This window comes from Brevibacterium sp. UCMA 11754 (assembly GCF_021532275.1).
Taxonomy (GTDB): Bacteria; Actinomycetota; Actinomycetes; order Actinomycetales; family Brevibacteriaceae; genus Brevibacterium.
Genome location: NZ_JACBOT010000037.1, coordinates 1 through 15,429, shown reverse-complemented (window position 1 = coordinate 15,429; position 15,429 = coordinate 1). Strand labels below are relative to the sequence as shown.

Sequence of the window (15,429 nt, the reverse complement as noted above, 5' to 3'; positions counted from 1 at the left end):
ATCGGGACCAAGGCACCCACCTCGGTGAAGGTGACACTGGCCGCCGTGCGCAAAGCCCGAGACATGTCCCTGGCCGAAGTCCTCGAACAGGACTATCGCGCAGCCGTCGCGCTGACACGTCGTCCCGACCTCAAGGAGGGCATCCGCGCGCAGGTCATCGACAAGGACCGCAACCCACAGTGGTCCCCGTCCGCATTCGACGAGGTCAGCGACGAAACAGTCAACGACATCCTCACCACCGATCACGAAGAGAAGGTGTTCGCATGAGCGACTACGAAACAATCCTCACATCCGTCGACCAGGGTGTTGCCACCATCACGCTCGATCGCCCGAAGGCTCTCAACGCGTTTGAAACATGCAGGTTCTCACCGACGTCACCGACGCAGCCACCGCATTCGATGCCGACGATGAGGTCAAGGCGATCATCATCACCGGCAGCGGCAAGGCCTTCGCCGCGGGCGCCGACATCAAGGAGATGTCCGACCTCGACTTCGCCACCGCGTTCAAGGCCGACTGGTTCGCCGGCTGGACCCGCCTGACTGACGTGCGCAAACCGGTCATCACCGCGGTCAACGGCTTCGCACTCGGCGGCGGCTGTGAGCTGGCAATGATGGGCGACATCCTCATCGCATCGACGAAGGCGAAGTTCGGCCAGCCCGAGATCAACCTCGGCGTCCTCCCCGGTATGGGCGGATCCCAGCGTCTGACTCGCGCGATCGGCAAGGCCAAGTCCATGGACATGTGCCTGACCGGACGCATGATGGACGCAGAGGAGGCCGAACGCTCGGGCCTCGTCGCACGTATCGTCGAACCCGAGGAACTTCTTGCAACGGCCAACGAGATCGCGCAGACGATCGCGTCCAAGTCCCGCATCGCCTCGGCGATGGTGAAAGAAGCGGTCAATACCGCATTCGAAACGACGCTCGAGCAGGGACTGCGCTACGAACGTCGCCTCTTCCACTCCTCCCTGGCCACGAACGACCAGTCCGAGGGAATGGCCGCATTCGTCGAGAAGCGGGACGCGAACTTCACAGATTCCTGAATCACCGCATGACGCGGCAGCCCGCACACGGCTGCAACGATGGCGCAGGCGAGGCGAACTCGTCTGCGCCATCGGCGTATTCGGTCACATGATCACTTTTAACAATCGTTCAGTTAGAGTGGAAACGTTCATCCACCCAAAGGAGGCACAATGAATTCTTTCGCCAATCTTCTCCCCCAGCTGCGACTTCCGGTGCTCGGCTCCCCCATGTTCATCGCATCGGGCCCCGACCTGGTCAAGGCCCAGTGCCAGGCCGGCATCATCGGTTCCTTCCCCACCCTCAATGCCCGCCCGGCCTCGATGCTCACCGACTGGCTCGACGAGATCCGAGAGAGCAACGCCGCGTTCACCGCAGCGAATCCCGATCGTCCGGCGGCACCGTTCGCTGTGAACCTCATCGTTCACCGCTCGAACAACCGTTTGGAAGCCGACCTCGCCGAGGTGGTCCGCCACCAGGTGCCCATCGTGATCACGTCATTGGGCGCACGAGAAGAGGTCAACGAGGCTGTGCACTCCTACGGCGGCATCGTCCTCCATGACGTCATCAACAACAAGTTCGCGCACAAAGCCGTGGAGAAGGGCGCCGACGGTGTCATCGCCGTGGCCGCCGGTGCCGGTGGACATGCCGGAGCGCTCTCCCCATTCGCGCTGGTCCAGGAGATCCGGTCCTGGTTCGACGGCCCGGTGCTGCTCTCGGGCGCAATTGCACACGGCCGCTCGGTCCTCGCAGCACTCGCCGCCGGCGCCGACTGCGCCTATGTGGGCTCGGCCTTCCTGTCGACGGCAGAGGCCAACGTCACCGAAGACTACAAGCAGATGATCGTCGACTCCGCTGCCGAGGACGTCGTCTACTCCAGCTACTTCACCGGAGTCAAGGGCAACTACCTGCGCGGTTCCATCACTGCCTCGGGACTCGACCCCGACGATCTTCCCGAGGCTGACCCGACGAAGATGGACTTCGGCACGAAGGAGGGGTCGGACTCGAAGGCGTGGAAGGACATCTGGGGCTCGGGTCAGGGCATCGGCGTGCTCCACGAGAAGAGCACCGCTGCCGAACTCGTCGACAGTCTTACCGCGCAGTTCGAGGCCGCGAAGACGGAGCTCGACGCTCGCCTGAATACGGCTGTCGGCGTCGGCTGAGCCGCACCGAACTCTCAGATCGTGGAGATGATGCCCCGTTCGGTCAGGCGCGAAGACAGTCCTGCACCGTCCGGGGCATAGATCCACGGCACGCCCTGGCCGCGACCGTGGCGCTTCGAACGACCACCTGCCCAGACCGCTTCACCGACGGTGAGCTGGCGGATCGCGACCGCCGCGACATTGTCGGGGTGGTTGTCCACGAACTCTCCGTAGACCTCTTCGTCCTTCTGACCGTCGTCGCCGATGAGCAGCCATTTCATCCACGGGAACTCACGCGACAGGCGCTCCAGAGAGTTGCGTTTATGCTCCTTACCCGAACGGAAGACGCGAGTCGTCGTCGGCCCCCAATCGGTGAGCAGCAGAGGCCCCATCGGGTAGAGGTTGCGAGAGAGGAACCTCTTGATCGTCAGGGCCGAATTCCACGCTCCCGTCGACAGATAGACCATCGGAGAATTCGGGCGCATATAGGTGATCCGGTCATAGAGCACAGCCATTCCCGCCACAGGCGACCTGGCATGCTCGCTGAGGACGAAGGTGTTCCACGCGGCAAGAAATGGTCGCGGCAGTGAGGTGACCATGACCGTGTCATCGATATCGGAGATGATGCCGAACGTCGTGTCCTCGCCGATGATCCGCACGGCAGCGGAATCGACGAGCGAGCCATCGGTCCACAGTTCGATCTCCGTCTCACCGGGCTGAAAGTCACCGGGAATGACAGTGTCGATGATGCCGCCCCTGTCAGCGGTGACCATGTGCTCTTCGTCATTGACGCGGACCCAGGCCGTGTCGTTGGGCAGAGGCACACTGACGAAGGACTTCCATCCCCGAATGCTCGCCTGCAGGTCCGCCGCAGGCTGACCTGTGGGGGTCAGGACCAAACGTCCGAGCACTCTCACCCACCCGGTGCCGCCATAGGTGTCATAGGCGATGACTGTGCGCTGATAGGTGTGATCGGTGGCGCGGTTCTGCAGCCAGCCGTTGAGCCGGTCTTCCATCCGTGCCGCGGTGTGCAGCATGTCCGGGGTGAGGTTCAGCGGTCCCTCTTCGGGTTTCTTCTTCGCCACGGTTCTTCCTTCACACTCATCGCACGTCAGGTCGGATCGGGTTGCAGTCGGCTCAGACGAAGCCGACCTTGTCATAGACCTCTCGCAGGGTCACCTCGGCGATCTCATTGGCCTTCGCCGCACCCGAATCGAGGATGGCCTGGAGCTGCGCCCGGTCCTGCAGGAGCTCATTGGTGCGCTCTCGCACAGGGGTGAGGGCTTCGACGGCGATCTCTGCCAGATCGACCTTGAGGTGACCGTACATCTTGCCCTCGTACTCTGCGACGATGTCATCGACCGAACGCGAGGTCAGAGAGGAATAGATCGTGAGCAGGTTCGAGACTCCGGGCTTGGACTCCGGGTCGTAGGCGATCTCCTTGCCATCGTCGGTGACGGCTGACTTGATCTTCTTCGTCAGTGACTTCGCGTCGTCGAGAAGGTCGATGCGACCCAGCGGGCTGGGCAAAGATTTTGACATCTTCGACGAAGGGTTCTGCAGGTCGTAGATCTTCGCGGTGGCCTTGAGGATCTGTGCCTCAGGAACGACGAAGGTCTCTCCGAACCGATAGTTGAAGCGTTCGGCCAAGTTTCGGGTCAGCTCGAGATGCTGGCGCTGATCCTCGCCGACGGGCACCATCTGCGGATTGTAGAGGAGGATGTCGGCGGCCATCAGCGCTGGGTAGGTGAGCAGGCCCAGGGACACATGCTCCTGCTTGGCCGATTTGTCCTTGAACTGCGTCATCCGGCTGGCCTCACCCATCGACGTGGTGCATTCGAGGACCCATGACAGCTGCGGGTGTGCCGGGACCTGTGACTGGACGAAGATCGTCGACTTCTCCGGGTCGATACCCGCCGCAATGAACTGCGCAGCGGTGCGCAGGGTGCGCTCGCGCAGGTCGCTGGGGTCCTGCTCGACGGTGATCGCGTGCATGTTCGCGATGAAGTAGAAGGCATCGTGCGACTCCTGATGCGCCACGAACTGCTGCAGAGCTCCGATGTAGTTGCCCAGGTGCAGTGAGTCAGAGGTGGCCTGGATGCCGGAAACGGTGCGTGGCAGAGAAGAAGTCATCATAGAACCATAATGCCACTTCAACCCCGCGTCATCGCAGACCACCCCGTGCGAGCCGAGGACTCAGGTGATCTCAGCCACCTACGCGCCACCGGCAAACGGTATAGTGACGAAGCAGATCACATGATTCATCGAGGTATCTCACATGGTTCGATCAACAGTCTTGTTCGGCCGGTGACCGGTGGTCATGGGCAATGAATATTCGGTGCGAAGTCATCGAGCTCAACGAGGAGGAAATCTTGTCTGTCGAATACGTCAGAACCGAAGAGGGGCTGCCACCGGTGGCTGTGGTCGAGAAGCCGCGGTGGACTCCGGTGAAGATCGTCATCTGGGTGGTCATCGCGTTGGTCGCGGCCGCCGGATGGGCGATGGTTGCGTTCGTGCGCGGAGAGGAGATGTCGGCCAGCTGGTTCGTCGCCGCTGCCGTGGGCAGCTATCTCATCGCGTTCCGTTTCTATGCCAAGTTCATCGAATGGAAGATCTGCCGCCCCGACCCGAAACGGGCCACTCCTGCAGAGCTCAATGACAATGGACGCGACTTCGCACCCACTGACCGCCGAGTGCTCTTCGGCCACCACTTCGCCGCCATCTCGGGCGCCGGGCCTCTGGTCGGACCGATCCTGGCCGCGCAGATGGGCTACCTGCCCGGTACCCTGTGGATCGTTCTCGGCGTCATCGTCGCCGGCGGCGTCCAGGACTACCTGGTGCTGTTCTTCTCGATGCGCCGCAATGGCCGCTCTCTAGGTCAGATGACTCGTGATGAGCTTGGTCGCACTGGCGGAATCATCGCCTCGCTGGGCATCATCCTCATCATGGTGATCCTCATCGCTGTCCTCGGCGTCGTCATCATCAATGCACTGGCCGAGAGCCCTTGGGGTGTCTTCTCGATCGCCATGACGATTCCCATCGCCGTGTTCATGGGCATCTACATGCGCTACCTGCGTCCGGGCAAGGTCGTCGAGGTCTCGGTCATCGGCGTCGTCCTCCTGATCCTGGCCATCGTCGCCGGCGGCTGGGTTCACAACTCGCCCGTGTGGTCGGAGTTCTTCCACCTCGACAAGGTGACACTGGCCTGGTGCCTGATGATCTATGGCTTCCTCGCCGCTGTGCTGCCGGTCTGGGTGCTGCTGGCACCGCGTGACTACTTGTCGACCTTCATGAAGATCGGCACCATCATCCTCCTGGCTGTCGGCATCCTCATCGTCAACCCGAGTGTGCAGATGCCGGCCGTGACCGAGTTCGCCTTCAACTCCGAAGGCCCTGCCTTCGCCGGAGTTCTGTTCCCGTTCCTCTTCATCACCATCGCCTGCGGGGCCCTATCGGGATTCCACGCGCTCATCTCTTTCAGGCACCACGCCGAAGCTGATCGAGAAGGAATCCCAGGCCCGCCTCATCGGCTACGGCGGAATGCTCATGGAGTCCTTCGTTGCGATCATGGCTCTGGTGGCCGCGATCTGCCTCGACAAAGGGCTGTACTTCGCGATGAACGCCGCCGAACCGCTCACCGGCGGAACAACACAGGGCGCCTCAGACTTCATCAACAACTCTCTTGGCATGTCCGGGGTCGAAACGAGTCCCGAGGTGCTCCAACAGGCAGCAAATAACGTCGGAGAGGAGAGCATCGTATCCCGCACCGGTGGCGCCCCGACTCTGGCGATGGGCATGGCGCAATTCTCCACAATGTCTTCGGCGGTCCAGCATGGATGTCCTTCTGGTACCACTTCGCAGTCATGTTCGAGGCACTGTTCATCCTCACCACCATCGATGCCGGTACCCGCGTCGCCCGTTTCATGCTCAGCGACGCACTGGGCAACTTCTCGAAGAAGTTCCGAGACCCCTCGTGGACCCCGGGGGCGTGGCTGACCACAGCGATCATGGTCGCGGCATGGGGGTCGATCCTGTTGATGGGAGTCACCGACCCTCTCGGCGGCATGTTCACGCTGCTGGTTGGAGATGCCGAAGAGCGGGAGGGGGGTGGTGATGGGTGCCGAGGGGGTCGGTGACTCCCATCAACAGGATCGACCCCCATGCCGCGACCATGATCGCTGTGGTCAGCCACGCCCCCGGGGTCCACGAGGGGTCTCGGAACTTCTTCGAGAAGTTGCCCAGTGCGTCGCTGAGCATGAAACGGCGACGCGGCGCGGGTACCGGCATCGATGGTGGTGAGGATGAACAGTGCCTCGAACATGACTGCGAAGTGGTACCAGAAGGACATCCATGCTGGACCGCCGAAGACATTGTGGAGAATTTGCGCCATGCCCATCGCCAGAGTCGGGGCGCCACCGGTGCGGGATACGATGCTCTCCTCTCCGACGTTATTTGCTGCCTGTTGGAGCACCTCGGGACTCGTTTCGACCCCGGACATGCCAAGAGAGTTGTTGATGAAGTCTGAGGCGCCCTGTGTTGTTCCGCCGGTGAGCGGTTCGGCGGCGTTCATCGCGAAGTACAGCCCTTTGTCGAGGCAGATCGCGGCCACCAGAGCCATGATCGCAACGAAGGACTCCATGAGCATTCCGCCGTAGCCGATGAGGCGGGCCTGGGATTCCTTCTCGATCAGCTTCGGCGTGGTGCCTGAAGAGATGAGCGCGTGGAATCCCGATAGGGCCCCGCAGGCGATGGTGATGAAGAGGAACGGGAACAGAACTCCGGCGAAGGCAGGGCCTTCGGAGTTGAAGGCGAACTCGGTCACGGCCGGCATCTGCACACTCGGGTTGACGATGAGGATGCCGACAGCCAGGAGGATGATGGTGCCGATCTTCATGAAGGTCGACAAGTAGTCACGCGGTGCCAGCAGCACCCAGACCGGCAGCACAGCGGCGAGGAAGCCATAGATCATCAGGCACCAGGCCAGTGTCACCTTGTCGAGGTGGAAGAACTCCGACCACACGGGCGAGTTGTGAACCCAGCCGCCGGCGACGATGGCCAGGATCAGGAGGACGACGCCGATGACCGAGACCTCGACGACCTTGCCCGGACGCAGGTAGCGCATGTAGATGCCCATGAACACGGCGATGGGAATCGTCATGGCGATCGAGAAGACACCCCAAGGGCTCTCGGCCAGTGCATTGATGATGACGACGCCGAGGACAGCGATGAGGATCACCATGATGAGGATGATGCCCAGCGAGGCGATGATTCCGCCAGTGCGACCAAGCTCATCACGAGTCATCTGACCTAGAGAGCGGCCATTGCGGCGCATCGAGAAGAACAGCACCAGGTAGTCCTGGACGCCGCCGGCGACGATGACGCCGAGAACGATCCACAGGGTACCGGGCAGGTAGCCCATCTGCGCGGCCAGGATCGGTCCGACCAGAGGCCCGGCGCCCGAGATGGCGGCGAAGTGGTGGCCGAAGAGCACTCGGCGGTCAGTGGGTGCGAAGTCGCGTCCATTGTCATTGAGCTCTGCAGGAGTGGCCCGTTTCGGGTCGGGGCGGCAGATCTTCCATTCGATGAACTTGGCATAGAAACGGAACGCGATGAGATAGCTGCCCACGGCAGCGGCGACGAACCAGCTGGCCGACATCTCCTCTCCGCGCACGAACGCAACCATCGCCCATCCGGCGGCCGCGACCAACGCGATGACCACCCAGATGACGATCTTCACCGGAGTCCACCGCGGCTTCTCGACCACAGCCACCGGTGGCAGCCCCTCTTCGGTTCTGACGTATTCGACAGACAAGATTTCCTCCTCGTTGAGCTCGATGACTTCGCACCGAATATTCATTGCCCATGACCACCGGTCACCGGCCGAACAAGACTGTTGATCGAACCATGTGAGATACCTCGATGAATCATGTGATCTGCTTCGTCACTATACCGTTTGCCGGTGGCGCGTAGGTGGCTGAGATCACCTGAGTCCTCGGCTCGCACGGGGTGGTCTGCGATGACGCGGGGTTGAAGTGGCATTATGGTTCTATGATGACTTCTTCTCTGCCACGCACCGTTTCCGGCATCCAGGCCACCTCTGACTCACTGCACCTGGGCAACTACATCGGAGCTCTGCAGCAGTTCGTGGCGCATCAGGAGTCGCACGATGCCTTCTACTTCATCGCGAACATGCACGCGATCACCGTCGAGCAGGACCCCAGCGACCTGCGCGAGCGCACCCTGCGCACCGCTGCGCAGTTCATTGCGGCGGGTATCGACCCGGAGAAGTCGACGATCTTCGTCCAGTCACAGGTCCCGGCACACCCGCAGCTGTCATGGGTCCTCGAATGCACCACGTCGATGGGTGAGGCCAGCCGGATGACGCAGTTCAAGGACAAATCGGCCAAGCAGGAGCATGTGTCCCTGGGCCTGCTCACCTACCCAGCGCTGATGGCCGCCGACATCCTCCTCTACAATCCGCAGATGGTGCCCGTCGGCGAGGATCAGCGCCAGCATCTCGAGCTGACCCGAAACTTGGCCGAACGCTTCAACTATCGGTTCGGAGAGACCTTCGTCGTTCCTGAGGCACAGATCCTCAAGGCCACCGCGAAGATCTACGACCTGCAGAACCCTTCGTCGAAGATGTCAAAATCTTTGCCCAGCCCGCTGGGTCGCATCGACCTTCTCGACGACGCGAAGTCACTGACGAAGAAGATCAAGTCAGCCGTCACCGACGATGGCAAGGAGATCGCCTACGACCCGGAGTCCAAGCCCGGAGTCTCGAACCTGCTCACGATCTATTCCTCTCTGACCTCGCGTTCGGTCGATGACATCGTCGCAGAGTACGAGGGCAAGATGTACGGTCACCTCAAGGTCGATCTGGCAGAGATCGCCGTCGAAGCCCTCACCCCTGTGCGAGAGCGCACCAATGAGCTCCTGCAGGACCGGGCGCAGCTCCAGGCCATCCTCGATTCGGGTGCGGCGAAGGCCAATGAGATCGCCGAGGTGACCCTGCGAGAGGTCTATGACAAGGTCGGCTTCGTCTGAGCCGACTGCAACCCGATCCGACCTGACGTGCGATGAGTGTGAAGGAAGAACCGTGGCGAAGAAGAAACCCGAAGAGGGACCGCTGAACCTCACCCCGGACATGCTGCACACCGCGGCACGGATGGAAGACCGGCTCAACGGCTGGCTGCAGAACCGCGCCACCGATCACACCTATCAGCGCACAGTCATCGCCTATGACACCTATGGCGGCACCGGGTGGGTGAGAGTGCTCGGACGTTTGGTCCTGACCCCCACAGGTCAGCCTGCGGCGGACCTGCAGGCGAGCATTCGGGGATGGAAGTCCTTCGTCAGTGTGCCTCTGCCCAACGACACGGCCTGGGTCCGCGTCAATGACGAAGAGCACATGGTCACCGCTGACAGGGGCGGCATCATCGACACTGTCATTCCCGGTGACTTTCAGCCCGGTGAGACGGAGATCGAACTGTGGACCGATGGCTCGCTCGTCGATTCCGCTGCCGTGCGGATCATCGGCGAGGACACGACGTTCGGCATCATCTCCGATATCGATGACACGGTCATGGTCACCTCACTGCCGCGACCATTTCTTGCCGCGTGGAACACCTTCGTCCTCAGCGAGCATGCCAGGTCGCCTGTGGCGGGAATGGCTGTGCTCTATGACCGGATCACCTATATGCGCCCGAATTCTCCGATGGTCTATCTGTCGACGGGAGCGTGGAATTCGGCCCTGACGATCAAGAGGTTCCTCTCTCGCAACCTCTACCCGATGGGGCCTCTGCTGCTCACCGATTGGGGGCCGACGACGACTCGCGTCTTCCGTTCGGGTAAGGAGCATAAACGCAACTCTCTGGAGCGCCTGTCGCGTGAGTTCCCGTGGATGAAATGGCTGCTCATCGGCGACGACGGTCAGAAGGACGAAGAGGTCTACGGAGAGTTCGTGGACAACCACCCCGACAATGTCGCGGCGGTCGCGATCCGCCAGCTCACCGTCGGTGAAGCGGTCTGGGCAGGTGGTCGTTCGAAGCGCCACGGTCGCGGCCAGGGCGTGCCGTGGATCTATGCCCCGGACGGTGCAGGACTGTCTTCGCGCCTGACCGAACGGGGCATCATCTCCACGATCTGAGAGTTCGGTGCGGCTCAGCCGACGCCGACAGCCGTATTCAGGCGAGCGTCGAGCTCCGTCTTCGCGGCCTCGAACTGCGCGGTAAGACTGTCGACGAGTTCGGCAGCGGTGCTCTTCTCGTGGAGCACGCCGATGCCCTGACCCGAGCCCCAGATGTCCTTCCACGCCTTCGAGTCCGACCCCTCCTTCGTGCCGAAGTCCATCTTCGTCGGGTCAGCCTCGGGAAGATCGTCGGGGTCGAGTCCCGAGGCAGTGATGGAACCGCGCAGGTAGTTGCCCTTGACTCCGGTGAAGTAGCTGGAGTAGACGACGTCCTCGGCAGCGGAGTCGACGATCATCTGCTTGTAGTCTTCGGTGACGTTGGCCTCTGCCGTCGACAGGAAGGCCGAGCCCACATAGGCGCAGTCGGCGCCGGCGGCGAGTGCTGCGAGGACCGAGCGGCCGTGTGCAATTGCGCCCGAGAGCAGCACCGGGCCGTCGAACCAGGACCGGATCTCCTGGACCAGCGCGAATGGGGAGAGCGCTCCGGCATGTCCACCGGCACCGGCGGCCACGGCGATGACACCGTCGGCGCCCTTCTCCACGGCTTTGTGCGCGAACTTGTTGTTGATGACGTCATGGAGGACGATGCCGCCGTAGGAGTGCACAGCCTCGTTGACCTCTTCTCGTGCGCCCAATGACGTGATCACGATGGGCACCTGGTGGCGGACCACCTCGGCGAGGTCGGCTTCCAAACGGTTGTTCGAGCGGTGAACGATGAGGTTCACAGCGAACGGTGCCGCCGGACGATCGGGATTCGCTGCGGTGAACGCGGCGTTGCTCTCTCGGATCTCGTCGAGCCAGTCGGTGAGCATCGAGGCCGGGCGGGCATTGAGGGTGGGGAAGGAACCGATGATGCCGGCCTGGCACTGGGCCTTGACCAGGTCGGGGCCCGATGCGATGAACATGGGGGAGCCGAGCACCGGAAGTCGCAGCTGGGGGAGAAGATTGGCGAAAGAATTCATTGTGCCTCCTTTGGGTGGATGAACGTTTCCACTCTAACTGAACGATTGTTAAAAGTGATCATGTGACCGAATACGCCGATGGCGCAGACGAGTTCGCCTCGCCTGCGCCATCGTTGCAGCCGTGTGCGGGCTGCCGCGTCATGCGGTGATTCAGGAATCTGTGAAGTTCGCGTCCCGCTTCTCGACGAATGCGGCCATTCCCTCGGACTGGTCGTTCGTGGCCAGGGAGGAGTGGAAGAGGCGACGTTCGTAGCGCAGTCCCTGCTCGAGCGTCGTTTCGAATGCGGTATTGACCGCTTCTTTCACCATCGCCGAGGCGATGCGGGACTTGGACGCGATCGTCTGCGCGATCTCGTTGGCCGTTGCAAGAAGTTCCTCGGGTTCGACGATACGTGCGACGAGGCCCGAGCGTTCGGCCTCCTCTGCGTCCATCATGCGTCCGGTCAGGCACATGTCCATGGACTTGGCCTTGCCGATCGCGCGAGTCAGACGCTGGGATCCGCCCATACCGGGGAGGACGCCGAGGTTGATCTCGGGCTGGCCGAACTTCGCCTTCGTCGATGCGATGAGGATGTCGCCCATCATTGCCAGCTCACAGCCGCCGCCGAGTGCGAAGCCGTTGACCGCGGTGATGACCGGTTTGCGCACGTCAGTCAGGCGGGTCCAGCCGGCGAACCAGTCGGCCTTGAACGCGGTGGCGAAGTCGAGGTCGGACATCTCCTTGATGTCGGCGCCCGCGGCGAAGGCCTTGCCGCTGCCGGTGATGATGATCGCCTTGACCTCATCGTCGGCATCGAATGCGGTGGCTGCGTCGGTGACGTCGGTGAGAACCTGCATGTTCAACGCGTTGAGAGCCTTCGGGCGATCGAGCGTGATGGTGGCAACACCCTGGTCGACGGATGTGAGGATTGTTTCGTAGTCGCTCATGCGAACACCTTCTCTTCGTGATCGGTGGTGAGGATGTCGTTGACTGTTTCGTCGCTGACCTCGTCGAATGCGGACGGGGACCACTGTGGGTTGCGGTCCTTGTCGATGACCTGCGCGCGGATGCCCTCCTTGAGGTCGGGACGACGTGTCAGCGCGACGGCTGCGCGATAGTCCTGTTCGAGGACTTCGGCCAGGGACATGTCTCGGGCTTTGCGCACGGCGGCCAGTGTCACCTTCACCGAGGTGGGTGCCTTGGTCCCGATCAGCTTCCCGGCGGCATTGGCATCGGGGTTCGCATGCGCGGTCAGCGCTGCGACGATGTCCTCTGCCCGGTCCCTGCTATAGCATTCGTCGATCCAGCCTGCTGCCTCGGCGAGTTCGTTCTCCGGAGCATCGGCGGCGTAGCGGTCGATCACTGTTTCCACGTCGCCGCCTGCTTCGAGGTCGGCGATGAGTCCCGGCACTTCAGCGTCCGGCACGTAGTAGTCAGCCAGTCCCATGGCCAGCGCGGCTCCTGCTCCGACCGGCAGTCCGGTCAGCGCCAGATGGGTGCCGAGCTCGCCCGGCGCATTGGCCAGCAGATGTGTGCCGCCGACGTCGGGGAACAGGCCGATCCCGGTCTCCGGCATTCCGATCTTGGTGGAATCGGTGACGATGCGGTGGGAGCCGTGGCCCGAGATTCCGACGCCGCCGCCCATCGTGATGCCGTTCATGATGACGACATAGGGCTTGGGGAATTCGGAGATCTCATGGTTCATCTTGTATTCGCGATTCCAGAATCGGGCGTTCTCATCGGTGCCGGCGACAATGTCGTTGTAGACGGCCTTGATGTCGCCTCCGGCGCACAGCCCGCGTTCGCCGCGTCCGGTGACAAGGACGGCCTTGATCGCGTCGTCATCGCGCCAGCTCTTCAGGGCGTCATCGATGGCGCCCACCATCTGCTGGCTCAGTGCGTTGATCAGCTTCGGCCTGTTGAGCTCTATCCGGCCCACTCCGTTGGTGATCGAGGTGATCACCGATGCTTCCGTCGGCGGTGCCGCGGTCTCTGTCGTCATATCAGCCCACTCCTGTGCTCTTGCGCGAAATGATCACGCGCATGATTTCGTTGGTGCCTTCCAGAATCTGGTGGACGCGCAGGTCACGCACCAGCTTCTCAATTCCATACTCTGTCAGATAGCCGTAGCCGCCGTGCAACTGGAGTGCCCTATTGGCGACGTCGAAGCCCGAATCTGTGGCTGTCAGCTTCGCCATTGCCGAGAGCAATGAGGTGTTGGGATCGCCTGCGTCGTAGGCGTTGGCGGCACGCCACAGGAGGGAGCGAGCCGCTTCGAGCTTGGTCTGCATCTCCGCGACCTCGAATCGCAGAGCCTGGAAAGCTGAGAGCTCGGTGCCGAAGGCCTGTCGTTCGCCCATGTAGTCGATGGCCTTCTCCAACGCAGATTGCCCGCCGCCCAGCGAGCATGCTCCGATGTTGAGCCGGCCTCCGTCGAGTCCGGACATCGCGATCTTGAAACCCTGACCGGGTTCGCCGAGGAGGTTCTCCTTCGGCACGCGAACGTTTTCCATGATGACCTGTCGGGTCGGCTGAGCTCGCCATCCCATCTTCTGTTCGTTGGGGCCGAAGGAGAGACCCTCCATGCCCTTTTCGAGGATGAATGCGGAGATTCCGCGCGATCCGTCCTGGCCGGTACGCGCCATCACCAGGTACGTTTCGCTGGTGCCGGCACCGGAAATGAACTGCTTGACGCCGTTGAGGACATAGGAGTCAACGTCCTCCCTCGCCGAGGTGCGCAGAGCGGCAGCATCGGAACCGGCATTGGGTTCCGTGAGGCAGTAGCTGCCGAGGTGATCCATCGAGACGAGCTTCGAGAGGTATTTCTCCTTCTGTTCGGCATCTCCGTATTTGTCGATCATCCACGCCACCATGTTGTGGATGGAGATGTATGCGGCGACCGAGGGGCAGGCGGTCGACATGGCTTCGAAGATGAGGGCTGCATCCATTCGCCCCATCCCGGTGCCGCCGGCTTCTTCGCTGACGTAGATTCCGCCCATGCCCAGGTCGGCGGACCTCTTGATGACGTCGACGGGGAAGTGGTGGTTGGCATCCCACTCCAGAGCATGCGAGCATGCGTGCGATCTCGGAATCGGCGAATTCGCGCACCATGCCGGAGATTGTCTGTTGTTCTTCGGTGAGACCGAACGGCAGGGCAGCTGCTGTGCTGCGGGACATTGTTCCTCCACGGTTTGGGCTATCCACGATCGAGGCTTATCGGATTCGTGATGACGTTCACTACGATACGGAGAAATTACTTGGACGTCCAACTAATTTTGCGCAGTCTGTTCGCCTGAAAATCGGTCAGCAGAAGAGAAGCAGCCTCAGGCGTGGTCTTCGAGCTCGGAGCGCAGTGATTCAAGGTGGGGGAGGAGTCCGCCCAAATCGGTCCCGGCCAGCGCGGGGGAGGTGAAGACCTCTTCATTGAGGGCGGCGGTTGCCCGTGACGAGAGTTCACGGCCGGACTCGGTGAGCTCGACGAGCGTGGTGCGACGGTCATCGGGGTGGCTGCGTCTCTTCACGAGACCGGCCTTCTCGAGTCGATCGACCGAGTTCGTCGTCGATGTGGCGTGGACCTGCAGGCGGGCCGAGATCTTCGACATCGGCAGTGTTCCCGACTTGGTGAAGGACAGGAGGGTAAGGACTTCGTACCGTGAGAACGTCAGCGCAAAGGGTTTGAGTGCGGCATCGACTTTGGCGAGGAACAGCTGATGGACTCTCATCACAGAGATCACAGTCGTCATTCCATCGGTGGAATCGTTCCAACCGTGGGCGAGCCACTGTTTCCTGGACTCCTCGATCGGGTCGAGTCTGCTCGCTGATGCCTTTTCCGCCGCCATTGTCGACAGTGTAGTGAAGTGAGAAGATAAGCGCATGTGTGGTCGACTCAATATGTCTCTCGATCCGGCAGATCTCGCCGATGAGCTCCGTCTCGACGTCATCTCCTATGACTACACGCCCAGGTACAACGTGCCGCCGGGCTCCTTCGTGCCGATCGTCGTCGAACGACTCGACGACGAAGGACAGCTGACACGTCGACTGGAGACCGCTTCGTGGGGGTTGGTCCCTGGATGGGCGAAGGACGCGAAGATCGGCTTCAAGGCATTCAACGCGCGTTCGGAGACTGTCCTCGAAA

General features: G+C 61.9%; 11 protein-coding genes and 4 pseudogenes. 7 read left to right on the top strand and 8 right to left on the bottom strand.

Features of this window, described 5'->3' with window-relative positions; all coding sequences use genetic code 11:
* From HX613_RS21665 to HX613_RS21655, 3 genes and pseudogenes are all read left to right on the top strand, one after another.
* Window positions 1-267 (top strand): enoyl-CoA hydratase/isomerase family protein (locus HX613_RS21665; protein ID WP_235347195.1); only part of this gene is annotated, 267 nt, incomplete at its 5' end.
* Window positions 264-1,042, top strand: a pseudogene (locus HX613_RS21660) (enoyl-CoA hydratase). The gene HX613_RS21665 and the pseudogene HX613_RS21660, both read left to right, overlap by 4 nt.
* A gap of 150 nt (window positions 1,043-1,192) precedes the next feature.
* A complete protein-coding gene (locus HX613_RS21655; protein WP_235344199.1) occupies window positions 1,193-2,182 on the top strand; it encodes an NAD(P)H-dependent flavin oxidoreductase in 990 nt (329 codons plus the stop codon).
* A 14-nt stretch (window positions 2,183-2,196) separates the two neighbouring features.
* Here HX613_RS21655 and HX613_RS21650 read toward each other — a convergent pair whose 3' ends face one another.
* Both HX613_RS21650 and trpS (HX613_RS21645) read right to left on the bottom strand, forming a co-directional pair.
* Window positions 2,197-3,246: an App1 family protein gene (locus tag HX613_RS21650; RefSeq protein ID WP_204234718.1), complete on the bottom strand. Its 1,050-nt coding sequence runs from the start codon at window positions 3,244-3,246 to the stop codon at window positions 2,197-2,199.
* Between the two features lie 52 nt (window positions 3,247-3,298).
* Entirely contained in the window at window positions 3,299-4,297 is a 999-nt protein-coding gene (gene trpS, locus HX613_RS21645) for a tryptophan--tRNA ligase (RefSeq protein WP_235344198.1), read from the bottom strand.
* A gap of 191 nt (window positions 4,298-4,488) precedes the next feature.
* Between trpS (HX613_RS21645) and HX613_RS21640 the strand changes: the two are divergent.
* Window positions 4,489-6,237 (top strand): annotated as a pseudogene (locus HX613_RS21640) (carbon starvation CstA family protein); the annotation flags it as partial.
* On the opposite strand, the pseudogene HX613_RS21635 reads toward HX613_RS21640, so the two are convergent.
* A pseudogene (locus tag HX613_RS21635) lies at window positions 6,238-8,018 on the bottom strand (carbon starvation CstA family protein); the annotation flags it as partial.
* Between the two features lie 191 nt (window positions 8,019-8,209).
* Between HX613_RS21635 and trpS (HX613_RS21630) the strand changes: the two are divergent.
* Together trpS (HX613_RS21630) and HX613_RS21625 are read left to right on the top strand one after the other, a co-directional pair.
* Window positions 8,210-9,208 (top strand): tryptophan--tRNA ligase, encoded by a 999-nt coding sequence (trpS, locus tag HX613_RS21630; protein WP_235344198.1) that lies wholly within the window; start codon window positions 8,210-8,212, stop codon window positions 9,206-9,208.
* 52 nt (window positions 9,209-9,260) lie between these two features.
* A complete protein-coding gene (locus HX613_RS21625) occupies window positions 9,261-10,310 on the top strand; it encodes an App1 family protein (protein WP_204234718.1) in 1,050 nt (349 codons plus the stop codon).
* Between the two features lie 14 nt (window positions 10,311-10,324).
* Here HX613_RS21625 and HX613_RS21620 read toward each other — a convergent pair whose 3' ends face one another.
* From HX613_RS21620 to HX613_RS21600, 5 genes and pseudogenes are all read right to left on the bottom strand, one after another.
* A complete protein-coding gene (locus HX613_RS21620; RefSeq protein ID WP_235344199.1) occupies window positions 10,325-11,314 on the bottom strand; it encodes an NAD(P)H-dependent flavin oxidoreductase in 990 nt (329 codons plus the stop codon).
* A 150-nt stretch (window positions 11,315-11,464) separates the two neighbouring features.
* Complete coding sequence (locus HX613_RS21615) at window positions 11,465-12,241, bottom strand: enoyl-CoA hydratase (protein ID WP_235344200.1); 777 nt, start codon at window positions 12,239-12,241, stop codon at window positions 11,465-11,467.
* Complete coding sequence (locus tag HX613_RS21610; RefSeq protein ID WP_235344201.1) at window positions 12,238-13,296, bottom strand: enoyl-CoA hydratase/isomerase family protein; 1,059 nt, start codon at window positions 13,294-13,296, stop codon at window positions 12,238-12,240. Before HX613_RS21610 ends, HX613_RS21615 begins: the two co-directional genes overlap by 4 nt.
* 1 nt (window position 13,297) lies before the next feature.
* Window positions 13,298-14,471: pseudogene (locus HX613_RS21605) on the bottom strand (acyl-CoA dehydrogenase family protein).
* Between the two features lie 146 nt (window positions 14,472-14,617).
* Window positions 14,618-15,133, bottom strand: coding sequence for a MarR family winged helix-turn-helix transcriptional regulator (locus tag HX613_RS21600; protein ID WP_235344203.1), 516 nt, complete (start codon window positions 15,131-15,133; stop codon window positions 14,618-14,620).
* Between the two features lie 52 nt (window positions 15,134-15,185).
* Here HX613_RS21600 and HX613_RS21595 point away from each other — a divergent pair.
* Window positions 15,186-15,429: SOS response-associated peptidase family protein (locus tag HX613_RS21595; protein ID WP_235347194.1), on the top strand; the 244-nt coding region annotated here is incomplete at its 3' end.

What these genes read in the sequence shown, in the direction of transcription:
- HX613_RS21655 (WP_235344199.1), top strand. Translation starts at nt 1,193, where the DNA reads ATGAATTCTTTCGCCAATCTTCTCCCCCAGCTGCGACTTCCGGTGCTC.
- trpS (WP_235344198.1), bottom strand. Translation starts at nt 4,297, where the DNA reads ATGATGACTTCTTCTCTGCCACGCACCGTTTCCGGCATCCAGGCCACC.
- trpS (WP_235344198.1), top strand. Translation starts at nt 8,210, where the DNA reads ATGATGACTTCTTCTCTGCCACGCACCGTTTCCGGCATCCAGGCCACC.
- HX613_RS21620 (WP_235344199.1), bottom strand. Translation starts at nt 11,314, where the DNA reads ATGAATTCTTTCGCCAATCTTCTCCCCCAGCTGCGACTTCCGGTGCTC.
- HX613_RS21615 (WP_235344200.1), bottom strand. Translation starts at nt 12,241, where the DNA reads ATGAGCGACTACGAAACAATCCTCACATCCGTCGACCAGGGTGTTGCC.
- HX613_RS21610 (WP_235344201.1), bottom strand. Translation starts at nt 13,296, where the DNA reads ATGACGACAGAGACCGCGGCACCGCCGACGGAAGCATCGGTGATCACC.
- HX613_RS21600 (WP_235344203.1), bottom strand. Translation starts at nt 15,133, where the DNA reads ATGGCGGCGGAAAAGGCATCAGCGAGCAGACTCGACCCGATCGAGGAG.